The organism is Levilactobacillus muriae, assembly GCF_045862015.1.
In the GTDB taxonomy this organism is placed as follows: domain Bacteria; phylum Bacillota; class Bacilli; order Lactobacillales; family Lactobacillaceae; genus Levilactobacillus; species Levilactobacillus muriae.
Window position 1 is genome coordinate 90,319 of record NZ_BAAFRU010000009.1, and the last position, 18,132, is coordinate 108,450.

General features: G+C 49.4%; 13 protein-coding genes. 2 read left to right on the forward strand and 11 right to left on the reverse strand.

Going from position 1 to position 18,132, the window contains the following annotated elements; all coding sequences use genetic code 11:
• The first annotated feature begins 448 nt into the window (after positions 1-448).
• Entirely contained in the window at positions 449-1,633 is a 1,185-nt protein-coding gene (locus ACKTSF_RS08050) for a metal-dependent hydrolase family protein (RefSeq protein WP_407888317.1), read from the forward strand.
• 292 nt (positions 1,634-1,925) lie between these two features.
• Here ACKTSF_RS08050 and ACKTSF_RS08055 read toward each other — a convergent pair whose 3' ends face one another.
• From ACKTSF_RS08055 to ACKTSF_RS08070, 4 genes are all read right to left on the reverse strand, one after another.
• Positions 1,926-3,035: a glycerol dehydrogenase gene (locus tag ACKTSF_RS08055; protein WP_407888319.1), complete on the reverse strand. Its 1,110-nt coding sequence runs from the start codon at positions 3,033-3,035 to the stop codon at positions 1,926-1,928.
• A gap of 264 nt (positions 3,036-3,299) precedes the next feature.
• Positions 3,300-4,688, reverse strand: coding sequence for a sugar porter family MFS transporter (locus ACKTSF_RS08060; RefSeq protein ID WP_407888321.1), 1,389 nt, complete (start codon positions 4,686-4,688; stop codon positions 3,300-3,302).
• 61 nt (positions 4,689-4,749) lie between these two features.
• Positions 4,750-5,769: an aldose epimerase family protein gene (locus ACKTSF_RS08065; RefSeq protein ID WP_407888323.1), complete on the reverse strand. Its 1,020-nt coding sequence runs from the start codon at positions 5,767-5,769 to the stop codon at positions 4,750-4,752.
• A 3-nt stretch (positions 5,770-5,772) separates the two neighbouring features.
• Positions 5,773-9,075: a DUF5107 domain-containing protein gene (locus ACKTSF_RS08070; protein WP_407888325.1), complete on the reverse strand. Its 3,303-nt coding sequence runs from the start codon at positions 9,073-9,075 to the stop codon at positions 5,773-5,775.
• 165 nt (positions 9,076-9,240) lie between these two features.
• Here ACKTSF_RS08070 and ACKTSF_RS08075 point away from each other — a divergent pair, with 165 nt between their 5' ends.
• Positions 9,241-10,107 carry a helix-turn-helix domain-containing protein gene (locus tag ACKTSF_RS08075; RefSeq protein ID WP_407888327.1) on the forward strand — a complete coding sequence of 289 codons (867 nt, stop codon included), beginning with the start codon at positions 9,241-9,243 and terminating at the stop codon, positions 10,105-10,107.
• A gap of 156 nt (positions 10,108-10,263) precedes the next feature.
• On the opposite strand, the gene rpsR is transcribed toward ACKTSF_RS08075, so the two are convergent.
• From rpsR to ACKTSF_RS08110, 7 genes are all read right to left on the reverse strand, one after another.
• Complete coding sequence (gene rpsR / locus ACKTSF_RS08080; RefSeq protein ID WP_048733694.1) at positions 10,264-10,503, reverse strand: 30S ribosomal protein S18; 240 nt, start codon at positions 10,501-10,503, stop codon at positions 10,264-10,266.
• 28 nt (positions 10,504-10,531) lie between these two features.
• Entirely contained in the window at positions 10,532-11,104 is a 573-nt protein-coding gene (gene ssb / locus ACKTSF_RS08085) for a single-stranded DNA-binding protein (RefSeq protein WP_407888329.1), read from the reverse strand.
• 41 nt (positions 11,105-11,145) lie between these two features.
• Positions 11,146-11,442, reverse strand: coding sequence for a 30S ribosomal protein S6 (gene rpsF, locus ACKTSF_RS08090; protein ID WP_407888331.1), 297 nt, complete (start codon positions 11,440-11,442; stop codon positions 11,146-11,148).
• Between the two features lie 319 nt (positions 11,443-11,761).
• Complete coding sequence (locus ACKTSF_RS08095) at positions 11,762-11,884, reverse strand: hypothetical protein (protein WP_407888333.1); 123 nt, start codon at positions 11,882-11,884, stop codon at positions 11,762-11,764.
• A 12-nt stretch (positions 11,885-11,896) separates the two neighbouring features.
• Entirely contained in the window at positions 11,897-12,754 is an 858-nt protein-coding gene (locus tag ACKTSF_RS08100; protein WP_407888335.1) for a helix-turn-helix domain-containing protein, read from the reverse strand.
• A gap of 307 nt (positions 12,755-13,061) precedes the next feature.
• The gene (locus tag ACKTSF_RS08105; RefSeq protein ID WP_407888337.1) at positions 13,062-15,020 is read right to left on the reverse strand and encodes a BspA family leucine-rich repeat surface protein; all 1,959 of its coding nucleotides are present in this window, start codon (positions 15,018-15,020) and stop codon (positions 13,062-13,064) included.
• A 379-nt stretch (positions 15,021-15,399) separates the two neighbouring features.
• The gene (locus tag ACKTSF_RS08110) at positions 15,400-18,063 is read right to left on the reverse strand and encodes a BspA family leucine-rich repeat surface protein (RefSeq protein ID WP_407888339.1); all 2,664 of its coding nucleotides are present in this window, start codon (positions 18,061-18,063) and stop codon (positions 15,400-15,402) included.
• Between the last annotated feature and the right edge of the window lie 69 nt (positions 18,064-18,132).

The window sequence follows — 18,132 nt, forward strand, 5'->3', positions numbered from 1 at the left end:
CTGAGCATTAACGTAGATAAGTGCCAGCTTGGCGGAGACAAGCCGGTGCTTATCTGGGTTAAGCGCAGGGACCTGCCCGACCGAACACGTTTCAGAAGCCGCATGTCTCCGGATATCAAGGCAAGAGAAAGCCTAACGCACTAAGACAGAAGAAATGTTAACAACTACCCAGCAATGTCGCTTAAAATCAACCTTCGCTCAGATCAAGTCCCAAACACTATCAACGCAACATCGTTATCATCATACTAGCCCCCAAGCCGCCCGTACCCCGAGTCCCCGTCCACAACCACCGTCTAAGACATCCTCAACTATTTCCCGGTGGTCATGTCTCACGGTACTTCAGGTCTGTGCGGCGCTTCACCAGAACTATGTATCACGCTTAACTACAACGATTTTTACATCTATTCTCACCTATATCATCACAACACAAAATTCAGGAGGAATTTATATGACCAAAACGACTTTCTTTAATTTCACCCTATTCGATGGCTCCAACGATCAGAATCAAGCCGACGCGTGGTTTACCGTTGACGACGCTTCTGGAAAACTGGTCGATCGTGGGCAGGGTATGCCCGCAGCGGCTGACACTAGCGTCGATCTCAACGGCCAATACGTCATGCCGGGCTTCATGAACGTTCACGTCCACGTTACTGCCGATACGCAGTCACTCCAAGGCAAGGAACATTCTGAGGCAGAGGCTGGTGTCCTGGCCTTCACCAATTTACAATCACTGCTCAAATCCGGGGTCACCTATGTCCGGGGATGTGGGACCGGCTATGATGCCGATGTTAAACTAAAGAAACTCCAACAATCCGGCCAACTCCCCCACACGCCACATATGTTGACCTCTGGTAAGGCTTTCTCAATGACTGGGGGTCACGGTGACTCCCCGCATGGTGGCCATGCGGTCGACTCCCCCGATGAAATGCGCAAGGCCGTCCGTACCGCATTTAAGAACGGCGCTGAAAGCATCAAAGTCATGGCGACCGGTGGTGTTATGACCCCCAATGATTTCATGGAAGACGCCCAGCTCTCTGTGGCCGAAATGCACGTGGCTGTTGAAGAGGCTCACCACAAACGTCGCATTGTTGCTGCCCACGCTGAGGGCAATCCCGGCATCCAAAATGCCCTAGACGCCGGCGTAGATTCCGTAGAACATGGCTTCTACGTTACCGAGGATGAGGCCAAGCAAATGGTTAAGCAAGGCACCTACCTCACACCCACACTGATCGCCGAGTGGGTCATCCCCGAACAGGGCCACGGCGTCTTACCCGACTGGGAAGTCAAGAAGGCCGCTGATGCCCTAGATGACACCTACGTTAACATGCGTCGTGCCTTCCAACTTGGGGTAAAATTCACTTGTGGCACTGATGCTGGGACACCATTCAACGGCTTTGACTTAACCCCCAGCGAATTTGGTCTCCTGACAAAATTAGGTATGACGCCTGCCCAGGCCTACCAGTGTTCAACCCTGAACTCGGCCGCCTTGATGGGCGTTGACCAAGCATATGGCACCTTGGAAGTTGGCAAATTCGCTGATTTTCAAGTTCTGAAGGCCGATCCCCTCGCCGATACCGCCAACGTCGTTCAGACCGATAAACTGGTCTACTTAGGCGGTCACCGCGAATTCTAAATCTTGTTAAAAGCAATGCGTCCGCACAGGATCCGACCCCTGGTGCTGGCGCATTGCTTTTTGGATACGCTCACGATCCCTTGGATATTTATTTCGTTATATTAACGGTTTACCAGTTGACTTTTATTCCATTTCCGTTAAACTGAGGAAACCTTCCTCAGTTTCGAGGTAATTACCAACAATCTCCTTAAAAAATAAGCTTACCAAATAAAAATGGACCCGGCACAAATGGCCCAGGTCTATTTCTAAGCGGCTGATAAAGCGGCTAACAACGAGCCTATTTAAAAGGATTCTAGAACCGTCGCTGCATCTGCCGAGACAACTCATCGGTAGCCTTCATCGCGGAGAAAACGTCGCGGGCGCTCACTGGAAAGCCCATATTGTGGATTGTTTCCCCGGACTGGACCGTTAGCTTGGCAACCTTCATCAGATCCTCATCACTAGCTTCATCCAGATGCAAGTCGGCTAAGGTGGTCGGTAATCCCAGATCAGATTCAAAATCCAAATAGCGTTGAAATTCGGCATCCGTTGCCCCCTCCAAGACTAAGTTGAGTAGCGTTCCGAACGCCACCTTCTCCCCGTGCGACAGCTTATGCACATCACCGGACAACGCTGTCAACCCATTCTGAAAACTATGGGCTGCTGCCAACCCGGAGCTTTCGGCGCCCACACCACTCAGAAGAATGTTGGCCTCAATAACGTGGGATAGTGCTGGGGTAACCACGTGGTCGGCGGCTGCGGAAACGGCTTGCCCAGTGTATTTGAACAGCAACGACTCGCACTTCTCGGCAAGGGCTAACCCAGCGGCCGTTTGATCGGTCTGCAGCGGTAAGAGTGTCGTGGCCCGGGCCCGGGCGACCGTCTGAGCCTCAACGTTGGTCGACAGTGCATCTGCAATCCCATCGACTAGGAAGCGCACGGGTGCCCCGGCAATCACGGTCGAGTCCACCAATACCAAGTCGGGATTCTTATTATAGAATTGATACTTCAAGAACTCCCCGTTGGGTGAATAAATAACACTCAGCCGCGTGCATGGCGAATCGTTAGACGCCAGCGTTGGGACGATCACGACGGGCACGTGAAGCTGATCGCCAACGGCCTTAGTCGTATCATTCGTCTTCCCACCACCCAGGGCAATGACAAATTTGGCGTCCTTAGCTGCCCCAATAGCTTGAATCCGCGCAATTTCTTCTGGAGAACTCTCACCCTTGAAATGAATGTGTTCGATCTTAAGTCCATCCGCCGTTAGATGATGATAGAACTGCCCGCCCACTAATTCCCAAACGGTATCGTCAGCAATCAACAGGCCACGGTTGCCAAACGGGGCAATGTAACGGGCCGCGTGCTGGAGAAGCTGGTCACCCTGAACGTAGGTCGAGGGACTCGCAAATGCTGTAATCATTTCCACTACCTCCTCATTGAACTAGCTTCAATTCTAAAGAGTTCACGAGAAAACCAGCAACTGACGACTTCGTTTTCGCAATTTAAGATAGCTAATACCCGCAACTAGTAAAAAGGAGAGTGGGCTAAAAGGCGGTTAGCTGGCGAGCATTAAGGCTGATAGCGGAGTCAGCTGCCTTCTGGCCCACGTTTCAGCAATATAGCTTAGGAGAGCAAAAAAAGGGCCTGGGATTTTGTCCCAGGCTCCTTAAACCATTGACCAACTTTAGTCCTTAACCGTTACCGCAGTGCCTTCATTCTTACGGTGCCAGTACAGTTCAATTTCTTCCAAAGACTTCCCTTTGGTTTCTGGAACCTTTTGCCAGATGAAGATGGCCGCAATCATGGTAACCGCCACATAGAGCATGAAGGTCCACCCCTCCCCGATATTTTTGGTCAAAATTGGGAAGGTGTAGCTTAAGACGAAATCACTCAGCCACAGAATCAGTGTACAGATAGACATCGCCCGTCCCCGAATTTTGGAAGGGAAAATTTCCGATAACATGATCCAGGTCACTGGTGCTAATGAAATGGCGTAAGACGCAATCGCCAGCAGGATAAAAGTCAGCGTGAGTGCGCCAGGTGCCTGCATAAAGAAGCAAATTGCAACAACCAGCAGGCACAGTGACATGGCGAAGGAACCCCATCCCAACAAGGCTTTCCGGCCAACTCTGTCGACCAAGCCTAAGGAAACAATCGTGATCACCATGTTGATGACTCCGATGGAAACGGTCGCCATAAACGCACCGTTCTGGCCGAAGCCAGCACCCTTAAAGATTTCCGGCGCATAGTACATGATGGCGTTGCTCCCGGAGAACTGTTGGAAGACGGCCAGTAACACCCCGATCATCAGTACAGGGAGCCAAGTCTTATTGAATAGGTCCTTAAATGACGTGTCATCCACTACTTTTTCGGAAGCCACGATGTCGTCTAACTGCGTTTGTGCCGCAGCATCATCGCCTTCCACACGTTTCAAAACGCTCAGTGCCGCGTCCACCTTGCCATGTTGCTGGAGCCAACGCGGACTTTCGCCCGCCGGAATCAGGGCAAGGAGGAACAGCACGGATGGCAAGACGCCAACTCCCATCATCCACCGCCACCCCACAGATACGTTCCAGGCTTGCGTAGACCCGGAAACGATGGCGGCGTTGACGAAGTAGACCACGAAGATCCCAATGGTAATCGCCAGTTGGTTCACGGTGACTAGCTTTCCCCGAACCTCCGCTGGGGCCATTTCGGCAATGTACAACGGGGTAATTAGGGAAGTCAGGCCGATCCCAATTCCGGCTAACATCCGCCAGATAACCAGCGTTATGTAGCTACCAGCCAAAGCGGCGCCGACTGAGGATCCAGCAAAGATGATGGCTGATAACACCAGAATCTTCTTTCGACCAAATAGGTCACTGAGAACCCCGGCAATTGTGACCCCAATGGCACAACCAATTAGGATACACGAGGTGACCCAGCCGACAGCCGCACTGCTCAGCGCGAACTTGATCTGTAGGAACCCAACGGCCCCAGAAATAACGGCGGTATCGTACCCAAACAGAAGTCCACCCAAGGCCGCCGCACAAGAAATTAAGATCACGTAGGAACTTATCTTTTTCTTTTTCATTTTTATTCTCTCCAATCGTTGCTAGCTGAAAGCATGCGTCTCAACTGATCTGACGGACCAACTAGAAGTCGAACTGCCAACTGGTCTGGCGATCAAAGCGTTCTCCCGGCATCAGTGTCAGTGGCGTCAGGTCGCTGCCCTCTTGTGGGGCGACCTGCGCTTCAAATGCCACCCCGCCGTACTGGCCGATCTTGGCCGTGACACCCGGCGTATGTGCAAAGTGATTGGCCGTATAGACGACGACCGCTGGTGCCGTCGTCTGCATCCGCATGACTCGGTTCCTTTGCGGCGATGTCAATGTGACAACTGGCTGGCGTCCTGTCAACATAAAGGGATGGTTCAATCCCCGCTCGGCTACGATCTCCGGATCATTCCCATCGAGGACGGCCCCAAGACGTTTACCCCGGCGAAAATCAAACACGGTCCCAGCAACCGCCGCGCGACCGCGATACGGTAGGCTCTCTGCATCCAAAGGGAGGTAATAGTCACTGGCAATCTTCAGGTGCTGATCCGCCACGGTCGTCTCCGGCCCATCGAGGTTGAAGTATACGTGGTTGGTCGGATTGAAGACCGTTACTTGGTCCGTTACCGCTTGAATCCGGTAGGTCAGCCGATTCTGGTTATCCAGTTCGTAGCTCACCCACATTTTCAGCGTACCCGGGTACCCGTTGGCACCGTTCGGATCGACCAACGTCATCGTTACCTTGACGCTACGTGCCGTAATTTCTGGTTGAAAAGCAAAGACCTGCGTATCCGTTCCAGTGCCCCCATGGGCGTGGTTCTTCCCACTATTCACAGGCAGTTGAATCAACTGGTTGCCCAGTTGCCACTGACCGCGACGCACACGACCCACGATTCGACCAACCGTGCCGCCCAGATAGTTTCGGGCCACGCCATAATCAGCTGATGATGGTAACGACAGGATCACGTCTTCGGGTCCATTTTCACCAGGTAATAGAACCTGCTCCAACGTAGCCCCATAGTTTAGCAGTTTGACCTGCATTCCCTGGTCGTTGGTCAATGTCAGTTCGCAATAATCTTTACCCGCCTGATGATCATACTTTTTCACCGTTATATCCATGGCTTAGACCTCGGGTTTCACAAAGTTAACGTGCCGAAGAACCCCTTGGTGATGGTTGTTGCGTGCTCGGGCGCGGTCAAAGAAGGTCTGTGCCTTGGCTGTCTGGTTCAAACCTAAGTACCCCAGTGCCATCAGGTAGTCACAGTGAACGGAATTCTTCGCTTGATAGTCATCGTCAAAGAGTAAGGCGTCCGGCAATGATACGGCGAAGTAGTCCAGCTTGAAAGTGTTGAAGATGTGCTGCTCACCGAAGTTAATCAACTTGTAGTAGCGTGCCTTCGCAGCGTTCATCCGGCCCAACTGCTCATCAGCCAACGCTTGGTAGAAGATAGTATCGGCCGGTTGATCGTTATAGTACATCATGTCGGTCGGTTCACTCAGGCCCTGGGTGGCCGCTTCGAAGTGCGCCTTGGCCGCGGTCTCATCCCCTTTGGCCTGGTAAGCCATGCCGAGATAGAAATCGATTACGTTATTGACGGCGATTGGCAACTTGCCTTCACCTAAACTCCGCGGATATACCAAGGCCTGTTTCAGCTTGGCAATAGCGTCATCGCTGTCATGGGCCTGCAAGTCCTGCTTGGCCAACTCAACCAATGCATATTCATACTGCGTGCTGACTTTGCCTTCGCCGCCTTCCCATGGATGGAAGATATGGGCCATCACGGCATCATAAGCCTCCTGGTACCGACCGGTCTCATTCAACAGTGTGACCAGTAAGATGTAGCTGTCATCCCGTTGTGAAACGAGGTCGCGGTGATCTTCCAGAAATTGTAAACGGTCGGCCAACGGATCGTTGAGCTTCTCGTGGAGCGTTGCTAACTCGAAGACCAAGCGGCTATTCTTCGGATCTAATTGAAATGCCGTCGTCAACTCGGCTAAGGCTGCCTCGGGATCATTCTGCCGGTTGAAGTAGGCAATCGCTAAGTTCCGGTGCGCCATCGCGTAGTCTGGATTGACTTGCGTACAATGTTCCCACAATCCTGTTGCCGTCGTATATACCTGCCGATCATAGAAAAAGTTGCCTAAGTAGTAAGCAGCTAGACCATCTTGAGGGTAATTCTCACAAATATACTGCAGTACCCGGACGTCTTCTAACCGATTCGGGAAGACATAATCTGGCGAAGCCGTCGCACCGGCAGCGGCGTAGGCCGTCGCATCGGCCGATCGATCCAATTTAGCGGCTAGATAGGCTTGATAGTAGCTCTTCAGGGGATGCTCGCCAGGGTAATGACTGATAATCGCCAAAGCATCGGCATACGCCCCACGACGACTGTAAGCCTCGGCTAAGGCTAAGTAATTGTTGAGCTTGCCGTTCAACGCAGCCGTCAACGCGCCCTCAGTCGTGGCATTGGTGGTTAACCGATAAGCTTCATAACGATTGGCCAGGTCGATCCGGTCCAATTGCGTATTCTCAGCCACCAGTTGTGTTGCCGCCGTAGTCTGGCCAAGTTTCCGTAGTAAGCTGACCTTGAGTGTCCGCGCCGCCATGTCGTGTGACCCGGTAACTAATGCCTGATCGACAAATTTCAACGCAGCCATCAGTTCACCGCGACTGGCCTTGATCTGAGCCAGTGCGAGGAAGGCCACGGATTGGGTTTCGTGTGACCAAGTCGCCTTGAAGAAGTGGTCGTAAGCGACGGTCAGCTTTCCCTGCATTCGCAGACTCAACCCCAAGTGGTAGTGTGCGGCACCACTAACTGGATTGGTGTTGTGTGTCGTTTGTCGCTTAATGGCCGTTTCAAAGTATTCCTGGCTCTTCGCAAATTGTCCCCGCCGATACAAGAGTAAACCATAGGCGTCGTTGATCCGGTAGTCGCCGGGGTCACGTTTCAAACCCTCTAAGTAGTAATCCGCCGGTCGATACGTGGCATGTCGATACTGTTCCAAGTGTTGTCCCGCTAAGTAAAGTTCATCGTTCGTCTGTAACTTCTCGGGTGCGGCAATTTCCTTGGCAGCGTCCGGGATCTGTTCCACGTCATCCTTGGCTGGCTGGTAACTGACTAATTCTCGACCAGCAGTGTCGGTAACAACCACTCGAAAATCATGGTCGGCCCCTGATGGATTAGCGAGCGTTTTCTCGAAGGTTGCCGTTGGACTCAACGTTTGAACATCATCGGTAAGGACTTGCGCGTTCTGATAGAGCTTAACGTGAGCGTCCTCGAAGACCGACGTCGCGTAGGCTTTTATCCGCAAGTCACTACCCTCTCGTTCCAAATTAACGGCGGCATTGATCGTCGCATTCTTCACAGCCCCAACATTTTTGTAAGGCATGAAGTATTCCGTCGACGACTTCTCTTCGTGAGGTTGAAGCCAAGTGAAATCAGGTTGGTTGTCGGTAAACGTCCCCACCATCAGTTCGATGTAAGGCCCGTCATTATCGGTCAGTTGATGATCCCAGGATTTCCCAAAGTCACCGTTACCCCAGGTCCACTGCTTCTTCCCAGGCGACGTGTGATGGTCGGCAACATGGAGGAGTCCAGCATTTTTCTGGTGATCGTAATTGCCCAAGAAGTCGTACTCCGAGTGCGCCGCCATGTAGGACGTGGGTACGGGAACATTCTTGTAGCGAGAAATATCGACGCCGGCAGAATAATCGACCTTATAGTATTCCCCTGTCGCAATCGGAAAGGTCGACACGGCCCGCTTACCGTGATCAAATACGGCATTCACGTCAGGTGGGAAAATAGATTGGGTGTGGTCATTAACCGGTACCGCTGGGTTAGCCCACCACAAGAAGGTCTGGGGCAAGTCGGTCGGATTCTTAAAATGTTCGTTCAATTCGAGGTAGGACCTGTCCGCATACATCGTGAAACCCACGGAAATTTTAGTGCCATACATCCGGTCGATATCACTCATCCATAATGTCTTAGACCCATCGTCATGGCTTTCAATTTGTGTCTCAATCGGTAAGAACGTGTCTGGCCGGTGATGTTGCGGCCAGTTAAACTCAATGCCTCCGGAGATCCAGGATCCGGTGAGCCCAACTAATGCCGGCTTGATCACATGATTATAGTAGACAAAATCGTAATTATTGGTCTTATCGAGTGCCCGATAAATCCGACCACCCAGCTCTGGCAGAAAGGTCACTTGTAAGTATTGATTCTCTAGAATAATGGCATGATAGGTGTGATTCTGCTTCTCATCAAAAATCCTTTCGGTGACTGGGAAGGGATAAACCTTCCCGCTACTCCCTTGATAGACCCGCTTTTCTAAAAACATTGGGTTCTTCTCCGGCTGGCCCGTCTTATATGTCGGGATTGTTAGTTCAGTTTCCGTTAACGAAACGCCCGTAATCGTTTGCAACATACACAATCGTTCCTTTCCTCAATCTAGCCTAAGCTTAATATGGAAAGCGCTTTCTTTGAATGCACTAAAAGACCAGAAAGATGGATTATCCGTGTTTCAAACGGTATACTCAAGGTAGTTCAGGGGCTTGAACGTCAGAGCCCCCAGCGAAAGGAGATCACCACATTGCGGCGCCTACAGGACTTTGATAATGAATACTTATTTGTGTTACCCAAGGACGTCCTTCAAGATTACATATTTTCACCAATTATCGCGAACCTCTATGTGACCGACCTGGGATTTTTCCCCAATGCTCAGTACCATTACGTGAATCGCGAACAGGGGTCGGCTGGTTGGGTCATTATCTTCTGTACAGGCGGCTCCGGTACCGTGATCGTCGAAGACACGACCTATCACCTGCACCAATACTCACTGATTATCATGCCTCCGGGGATCAAGCACACCTACTATGCTTCGAAGGATGACCCCTGGGATATCTACTGGCTACATTTTCGGGGTAAACTGGCCGAGGAATATGTCAATGTCTCGCCTAAACAGGCTCACTTCATCGACCACCTCACAAATGAGCAGGTCAATTCGACCATGCGGCAATTCTGGCAGATGATCAAATCCTTCATCCCAGGATTCAGCTACGATGCCGTCTTCTACGTGTCGCAGGTGTTGGGCGTTCTACTGGCCACGCTTGCCATGGATGATGCCCAAACCAGTACCCCCGGGAGTAGCTACGTTGACGCGGCAATTCACTACATTTACCAACACATCGATGAACCAATTAAGCTTGCGGATGTTGCCAATGCACTCGGAATTTCGACCAGTTATCTCAGCCGAAAATTCCGGGAAGTGGTCAACTCCAGCGTTATCGCATTCATCACTTCCATTAAGATGAAACGTGCTAGTCACTATCTGCAGTATACCAACGTCCCAATTCAGCAGGTCGCACAGCGGTTGGGTTACACGGATAGTTACTACTTTTCGCGAGTCTTTAAGAAGGAATTTGGCTTATCTCCACAACACTTTCGAAATAGACTATAATCTCATTGCCACAACGATGTAGGTGCGCCAAAGGGCCCACGACAAATTTGCCGTGGGCCCTAATTTATAGCTTACCTATGTGGTTTTCAGATTAGCTCAATAATAAATTCCCAATAAAAAAGACCAACGTCGCCAATGACGTTGGTCTCTTTCAGACTAGCCTTCTTCGCTAACGAATGGCATTAAGCCCATGATCCGTGAACGCTTGATAGCAATAGTTAATTTACGTTGGTTCTTGGCACTTGTACCAGTAACCCGGCGAGGTAAGATCTTACCCCGTTCGGAGATAAACCGACGTAATAAGTCAGTATCCTTGTAATCAATGTATTCGATGTGGTTGGCTGCAATAAAGTCAACCTTCCGACGGCGACGGCCGCCACGACGTTGTCCTGCCATGAGAAATTCCCTCCTCGTATTTTAGTGTTTAGAACGGTAAATCATCATCGGAAATGTCAATTGAATCGCCGGTATTCGCAAACGGATCAGCTGAGTTATTCCCAGCATTGTTGCCGTTATTGTTACTTGGGGCTGGATTCGAATTTTGTGATGGGGCCGTCGAAGACGGATTCCCACTCGTAAATGGATTGGCATTTTGATTTTGATTTTGTTGAGGTGCATTATTCGCTGGGTTACCGCCGTAGTTATTGTTACCGGCGTCATTGTTGTTCGCGTTGCGAGAACGTGGTTCGAGGAACGAAAAGTCCTCGACAACAACTTCGGTAACATAAACCCGTTGGCCCTGTTGATTTTCGTAATTACGGGTCTGAATTCGACCTTCAATCCCAACAAGGGAACCCTTGTGGAAGAAGTTCGCAAAGTTCTCCGCAGACTTGCGCCAGATAACGCAACTTACGAAATCAGCTTCCCGTTCACCAGTTTTGTTGGTGAACCGCCGATCAACGGCCAAGGTAAACGTGGCAACAGCAGCACCGCCTTGGGTGTATCGTAAGTCAACATCCCGTGTCAGTCGGCCAGTTAGTACTACTCGGTTGATCATTGCTGAATAACTCCTCTCAAAATTAAAAGTTTAAAGTCAAATTAGTCTTCGCGCTTAACGATCATGTGACGTAAGATGCTGTCGTTGATCTTAGCTAAACGGTCAAATTCGTTCAATGCTGCATCGTCATTGGCGTTTAAAGTAATAACGTGGTAGATACCTTCGTTAAAGCCACCAATTTCGTAAGCAAAACGACGCTTAGACCAGTCTTTAGAATCAAGAATGTTGGCACCGTTATCCTTAAGCACGTTGTCGAACCGTTCAACCAAAGCGGTCTTTGCGGCATCGTCAAGGTCTGGACGAATAATGTAGGTAATTTCGTATTTAGTAGTTTCCATGAATGTTACACCTCCTTATGGACTTCAGGCCCCCGCTGCAATGCGGAAGCAAGGAGAGACTCTAGCAAAAGCCAGATACTCACAAGCTAGTAGTATAGCATAAAACATTTTGTTAAGCAAATCGGGGCCGACCGACGGGTGCTGCTTACGCTACACTACTTAACTACGTGAAAAGTAGCCGAATATTTTTTATTTTCAAAATTAATTTATTTCCATTACTTAATGATCGCTCAACCGCGGTCCATTGCACTTCGTGAATAACGTGTCACTGATAAGAAACGCGACCAGGACTTACCAGATCGCGCTAATTGCTTTGCTTTTATTTGGCTCGTGGCACATCTGACTCAGCCTCATCCTCGGCCTCGCGAGCCAGTGACTCGACCAATAAGCCATCGTGCATGAGAAATAACGTCTCTTGAATTGCTGCCCATTCACTCATCATCGCCTATTCCCCCTAATAGATCTGCTGCCTCGTTGACGGCATCATTGCTGTCGTAACTGCCCCTAGACGCTGTTCCGCCAGTACTTGTTGGGTCAACGCATACGCTTGGGCCAACAATGTATAATTATCAGCGAGCATATAAGTCGACTCATGGGCGTCCGCCCACGCGATGCCGTCAATTAAGACCTGAATCGCTCGTTGTGGTTGCCCCTGTGCTAAACATATTCGTGCATACTGGTTAAAGACCATGCAGAGATTTTGACTGCTGTCTATCAACCGTTGTTCGTGAATAATGGCCAATGCCCGCTCAAAGCCGGCATAATTCGGCTGGTTCGTAGTAGCTGCTGTCATATAATTTTCAGTTGAAAAGAGTAACACTTCGAGTGTCCGATAGTTTTGCGGATGCTGTGGCATCATCATGGTCAACGCGGTACGAATGCTGCGCAACCCGGCGGTCACATCGTGAGTCGACTGATAAACGGCCCAACCATAGTAGTAATAATAGGTCTTTAAATCTTCATCGGTTGTCAAAACTTGGAGACGACCAGGACGCTCCATGTAAGCCTTCAGGTCAGCGTATCGCTGCTGGTCACATAATCTGTGGACTTTATCGCTAAACGACGGTAGCCGTCGAATAGGGTAGTTCTCCTTGAGCATCTGATTGTGAGGCAAGCGCAGTCGCTCACACAACTTAGCCAGTAGGTTCGCGTTGGGCAGATCAATTCCCTTCTCAATATTACCGATCATGGTTTGCGCACACAGCCCACCAGCAAGTGCCTGCTGAGAGAGTCCCAGTGCTTGACGCCGAACTTTTAGATGATTTCCCAGTACAGTGAGTGCCGTCGCAAAATCAATGATGGTCGTTGCCATGGCGTCTCCGCTCCTCCTTTATTTTCCAAAATTCCCCTAGCCAATTGATGTTGTTTTGAGCTTACCAGACGTCAGAACTAAAGTAAATACATTTAACTATATACAATTATTTAAATAATTTAAATTACTATCTTCATATAATCGGCTTTATATCAGGAATTATCAGTCGTTTTAGTATCTTATACACCAATTATATTATCGGGTAAATTACCAATATATTCAGTTGTATATTTCAGCTAAGCATGAGTTGATTATCTAAAGAAAACCGCTTGGCCTAAGCCAAGCAGTTCCCCATTACTTATGACGTTTAACTTTGGCGCTTAAACCAGTTCAAGCTGAGTAGACTCAAGCCGATGACTCCGGCCAACGTTGCCCACCAACCGGAAGCTTGTTGTTCACCCGTTTGCGGTAAAGTGGTCTTCTGACTCTGTTGCTTAGTAGCAGGCTGGCCGAGTTGCGTTGCCCGTGCCTGTTTGTCCGCCTTAGCAAAGACTACCGTGGTAGGCGCGTTGGACTTCGTCGTATTTCTCTTAACGGCCTTTTTGGCAACGGCTCTGGTGGTCTTCTTAGCCCGGTTAACTTTAGCTGCCGCACTGCCATCAATTGTGGCGCCATCCCCGCCAGTCACAACATCGCCATTAGTCTCCGGCGTCACTGGATCAGTCGTATTATCAACATCTGGTGTCGTTGGGTTCGTCGTATTTCCAGTATCAGTCCCAGGATTTGTTGGTGTCGTTGGCTTAGGCGTCGTCTTTTGCCAAACGTAGGTCCCGGCCATCGTGGCGCCATCATAAGCGGCCATCAACTCAGCAGCCGTGTAGGTTGGCCCATTAGGCTTGTCAACTGTTCCGGTACCCACAAACTGCCAGAGACCAGTGTAGTCATCGGAAGGTGTAATTTCGGGAAGGCCTAACATCCACTCTGGATGGCCCTGTGTGGCCATCGCATTATTCGGTCCTAAGGTCAGCTGTTTCAGTCCCGTCATCCCATAGACTTGGTGATAAACGCCTGAGCCGGCAAAATTTGTCAAATCAAGGCTACTAAGCTTCACATCATTTGCAAATATTGACGCAACATTTCCTGTCAAATTCCAACCGGCCAAGTTGAGGCTCGTCAAGTTGTACATATTGCCGAACGCATTAATTGCTTTAAGATTTGATTTAAGTTGCCAATTGCTGAGATCTAATGACGTGAACCCCGTGCCATTGAAAGTATCAGCCATATTGTTAATCTTGCTGACATCCCAATTTGCAGCGTCAACCGAAGTCAACATCTTGTCGCCTTCAAACATGGCAGCAATATTCACCGACGTCTTACCCAGACTGTCTCCCATCTTCACACTCGTCAGGTGCATGTACGCCTCACCACCAAGTGAAAATTCCGGCTCTGCGTTGGGCCCTTGGAACATCGCCAACATATTATTAACTTTGCTCATATCCCAACTACTCAGGTCAATACTCTCCAGTGCAAAGTTGTAAGCAAACATACTAACCATGACATTAGCTTTGGAAGCATCCACATTCGCTAAGCCTTCGTATGATTGAACCTTAGTCCATTCATTAAATAACTGTGAGCACTTCCAAGGCAAGATAAACCCGCTATCAAAAATAACTTTCGTGACGTTGCCCTTAACCGCGGCCATCTCGAGACTAGTCCCTAGTGTCCCCGCCTTAATCGTCATCACGCCTTGATCATCCATACTCCAGGCACTGGTACCCCAAGTTCCAGTCTGAACGACCGGCGCAACAGCAACTTTCATCAAGTTACTCTTAGACTTGGCGGCGTTTACTTGAGGTGCTGGTGTCGGAGGAGTCGTCAATTGAGGCGCTGGTGCTTTTGCGGCTACCGGATTTGGTGCTGGTTTTGCTGGATTCGTAGGCCCCCCAGGCGCTCCAGTGATACCGCTTTCATTTCCATCCTTTTGAGCATGTGTACCAATCGTTTCCCCATTATTACCTTGCTCTCCAGCCACTACGCCATCTTCCTCAGTATCTCCAACCGAGTCTTCACCTTGTGAACCATCCTTTTGACTGTCGGCCGGTCCTGATGCACCATCGCTTTGTGAATTACTGAACTTTTCTTCATTGCTATTAATATCGTTAGCTGTCGGTGCAACGCCAGTATTTTCCGTTCCGTTGTTATCATCTCCGGATCCCGTCGTATCGGCTTGAGCCGTGTCTACTTGATGCCCAACTCCGGCGATAACACTTAAAATTGCTAAGGTAGTCAACTTGTGTTTTGCGCTATTCCCCAACTTAATACTCATGATGCTACCCCTTTCATGTGTAACACATCTCAATATCTGTCTAAAGTCAGTATAGGACACATTGACAAATATGTCCATACCATCTAACAATTAACATGCACTTTCATTTCCTATAGTACTGGTGAAATAAAGTAAAAGTATAACTCGTGAACGATTTGGTTGTGGAAGCCGGCTTACAAATCCCTTGTATCATGCAGAGCTATAACATTGTTCCCACTATCTAATTTTATTTAGCAACTTTTCTTAGACCAACCTTCAACAGCTAAGCCACGAAAAAGAGGGAATTCGACAATTGGTAAATTCCCTTTACGATTATTCTTTCATCCTATTTTCATTTAGGTCTAGTCAGCAGTCTCATCGCGCTCTTCTAGCGACTAAGTTATCGCCTGCGCTGCCACCACCACTGCCAACTCAACGCCGCTAGCAATAGACCACTCAGCATTATACGCCAGTCATACACCGTCTCTCCGGTGGCAGGTAAGGCTTGATTTCGTTGACGCTTTGCGCTATCGGTCGCTACATCGGCTGCCCTGCCACGATGGCTTTGCTGGTGAACAACCTTTTTACTTTTCCGACGCTGTTTCGCCGGTTTCGACGAAGCCTGATTGGCCACACCAGACGTAATCAAGTCGCCGTTTCCACCATTTTCTACCGTCTCAATCGGTTGGGCCGGCTTCTCCGAATTAACTTGTGACGTAGGCAGTGGTGTTGGTGTTGGTGTTGGTGTTGGTGTTGGTGTTGGTGTTGGTGTTGGTGTTGGTGTTGGTGTTGGTGTTGGTGTTGGTGTTGGTGTTGGTGTTGGTGTTGGTGTTGGTGTTGGTGTTGGTGTTGGTGTTGGTGTTGGTGTTGGTGTTGGTGTTGGACCCGGCTTCTCCGCGCTATTTTTCTTAAACATCAAGGCTACTGTCTCTTCTCCAGCCCCGTATTTTCCTGGCATGCCAATTCCCCGAAGAAAAGTAAACCCAGCTAAACCGCTCTCTAGTCCCATTGTAAACTGTTCTACGCGATAGTCCGTTCCAGCTTCACCCTCGAACTCTCGGGCTTGTAAAATGGGATGCCACGCTTCGTCGATATACCAAACTCTAACCTTGCCCCATTGCCGATAAAGGAACCGAATCACCTGTGGTTCTACAGTAAACACGCCCATTGCTGGTAATGGTGCATCTAAGTGTACGCGATACCCTGGAATTACCGGCGCCACAATTGGAAACTGGTTCCCAATCTTGCCAGTCTGATTTACGTCTGGACTCACCCGGTTGCCGATATCATCTAGGGCTTCAAAGGTAACACTACCTAACTTCGAGGTCGTCTTCAAATAGTACAATGTTATCGTCTGCAGGTGATTCCCAAATTTCCCCGTCAGTGGTCCACTTGCACGTTGATACTGATACCCTGGTACATTCTTCCCAATTGTAAACACCTCTCCTATAAAACCATTCAAGGTCTGTCCAGCTTGAATAATCTCGCCAGTGTCTAGGTCTGAATAGGACACAAACACTGGTGCTGCCTTGATCTTTCGCACATACGTTCCAGCCATCGTTGGGGTATAGTGATCTTCTAACTCTGGAATCGTTAGTACCGAACCCTGTGGCTTAGCAATCGTTCCTGTCCCGACGGCCTGCCAGAGATCGTTGTCGTGATTATCATCAGATGCACTACTTAAACCAACCGTATAACCGTTAGCATCTTTTAATAAATTCTTGGGCCCCAGCTGCAACACGTGGAGATTAGGCAAACTTCCCAGCATCAATTCAACGCGACCACTATCCCAATAATCTGAATAAGGATCATCTCGGTAATCTAAATGGGTCATATCAAATTCTCTCAAATCTAATGCTGTAACCTGCGCCCGGTAGAACATCTTCTGCATGCTTCCTGCGTGGGATGTTTGCCAGCCACTAACGTTAATATTTTCGGCCTGACTAGCCGCAAATAATTGTTCAAAATTCACCACTTGACGCACATTCCACTTATGTAAATCTAGCGTCTGCGCCCCCGTCTCGGCTAGCATCTGACTCATATCGGTCACGTGGCTCACATCCCAATCGTCAATTGGTAACGCCTTAGCAGGAACGTGTCGAAACATCCTCCCCATATTGGTTACATTACCCGTTTGCCACCCGCTAAAATCTATAGATTCCAAGTCGTAGCAGTTCCAAAACAGAGACGCCATCGTGATCACGCGACGTACATCCCATCCGCGTAGATCCAGTGACCGTAACCCCGTATGCTCAAACGTTCCGCTCAGATTAGTCACCTGACTGGTATCCCAGTGATCGCCCAACTGCAGATTCGTCAGCTCTGGCGTCTCCGCAAACGTATTAAACAATGACGTAACCCGTTGCGTTTGCCAACCGCGTAAATCTAAGCTCGTCAGGTAGCTCATACCAAAAAACATCCCCGACAAGTCACTGACTTTGTCGACCGACCACTGCCGTAAATCCAGAGAATGCGCACCACAATACATGAACATCGATTGCATCCATGCCACCTGTGCCGTTTTCCATGTTTCTACATGCAACTCACGCAATGATTTCGTCCAAGAGAACATATTCCTCATTCCCTTGACCTGACGAACGTCCCAGCTTCGTAGATCTAATGACTCTAAGGCGTTGTCAAACTGAAACATGGCCCCCATGTTGGTGACCTGACTCGTATCCACAAACGCCGTCCCGGTGAAATGACGTAGCTGTCGCAAGCCTTTGAATAACCCATAGCTCTGTTCTGGAAAAACAACCTTTCCGGTAAACTGAATTTCTTGAATTTGATCGGCATATTTCCGCCAGCTGCTATTATCTTGATAGTTACCGGCGCCTATCTTCAAAATACCATTTTGGAAAGTCCATTCACAAGTACCACTTCGACCAGTCATGACCGTTGAAGTCACTTGCGTCTTCCCTGGCACTGCCACCCCCAACTTATTTTCCGCTTGTATCGGTGACGACCACATCATTATTCCCGTTGCCGTTATACCAGCAACTAGACTAATTCTAATGATCCCAGTTAAGTATTGCCGGCTCTGACATGTCTCCTGATTTTTCAAGATTTTCTCCTCCAACTATCGTTATCGTAGAAAGGCTATGGTCTAGACCGAGTATACCTGGGATCACAA

Excerpts from the sequence above, each read along its gene's own strand:
- ACKTSF_RS08050 (WP_407888317.1), top strand. The coding sequence starts at position 449 with ATGACCAAAACGACTTTCTTTAATTTCACCCTATTCGATGGCTCCAAC.
- ACKTSF_RS08055 (WP_407888319.1), bottom strand. The coding sequence starts at position 3,035 with ATGATTACAGCATTTGCGAGTCCCTCGACCTACGTTCAGGGTGACCAG.
- ACKTSF_RS08060 (WP_407888321.1), bottom strand. The coding sequence starts at position 4,688 with ATGAAAAAGAAAAAGATAAGTTCCTACGTGATCTTAATTTCTTGTGCG.
- ACKTSF_RS08065 (WP_407888323.1), bottom strand. The coding sequence starts at position 5,769 with ATGGATATAACGGTGAAAAAGTATGATCATCAGGCGGGTAAAGATTAT.
- ACKTSF_RS08070 (WP_407888325.1), bottom strand. The coding sequence starts at position 9,075 with ATGTTGCAAACGATTACGGGCGTTTCGTTAACGGAAACTGAACTAACA.
- rpsR (WP_048733694.1), bottom strand. The coding sequence starts at position 10,503 with ATGGCAGGACAACGTCGTGGCGGCCGTCGCCGTCGGAAGGTTGACTTT.
- ssb (WP_407888329.1), bottom strand. The coding sequence starts at position 11,104 with ATGATCAACCGAGTAGTACTAACTGGCCGACTGACACGGGATGTTGAC.
- rpsF (WP_407888331.1), bottom strand. The coding sequence starts at position 11,442 with ATGGAAACTACTAAATACGAAATTACCTACATTATTCGTCCAGACCTT.
- ACKTSF_RS08095 (WP_407888333.1), bottom strand. The coding sequence starts at position 11,884 with ATGATGAGTGAATGGGCAGCAATTCAAGAGACGTTATTTCTCATGCAC.
- ACKTSF_RS08100 (WP_407888335.1), bottom strand. The coding sequence starts at position 12,754 with ATGGCAACGACCATCATTGATTTTGCGACGGCACTCACTGTACTGGGA.
- ACKTSF_RS08105 (WP_407888337.1), bottom strand. The coding sequence starts at position 15,020 with ATGAGTATTAAGTTGGGGAATAGCGCAAAACACAAGTTGACTACCTTA.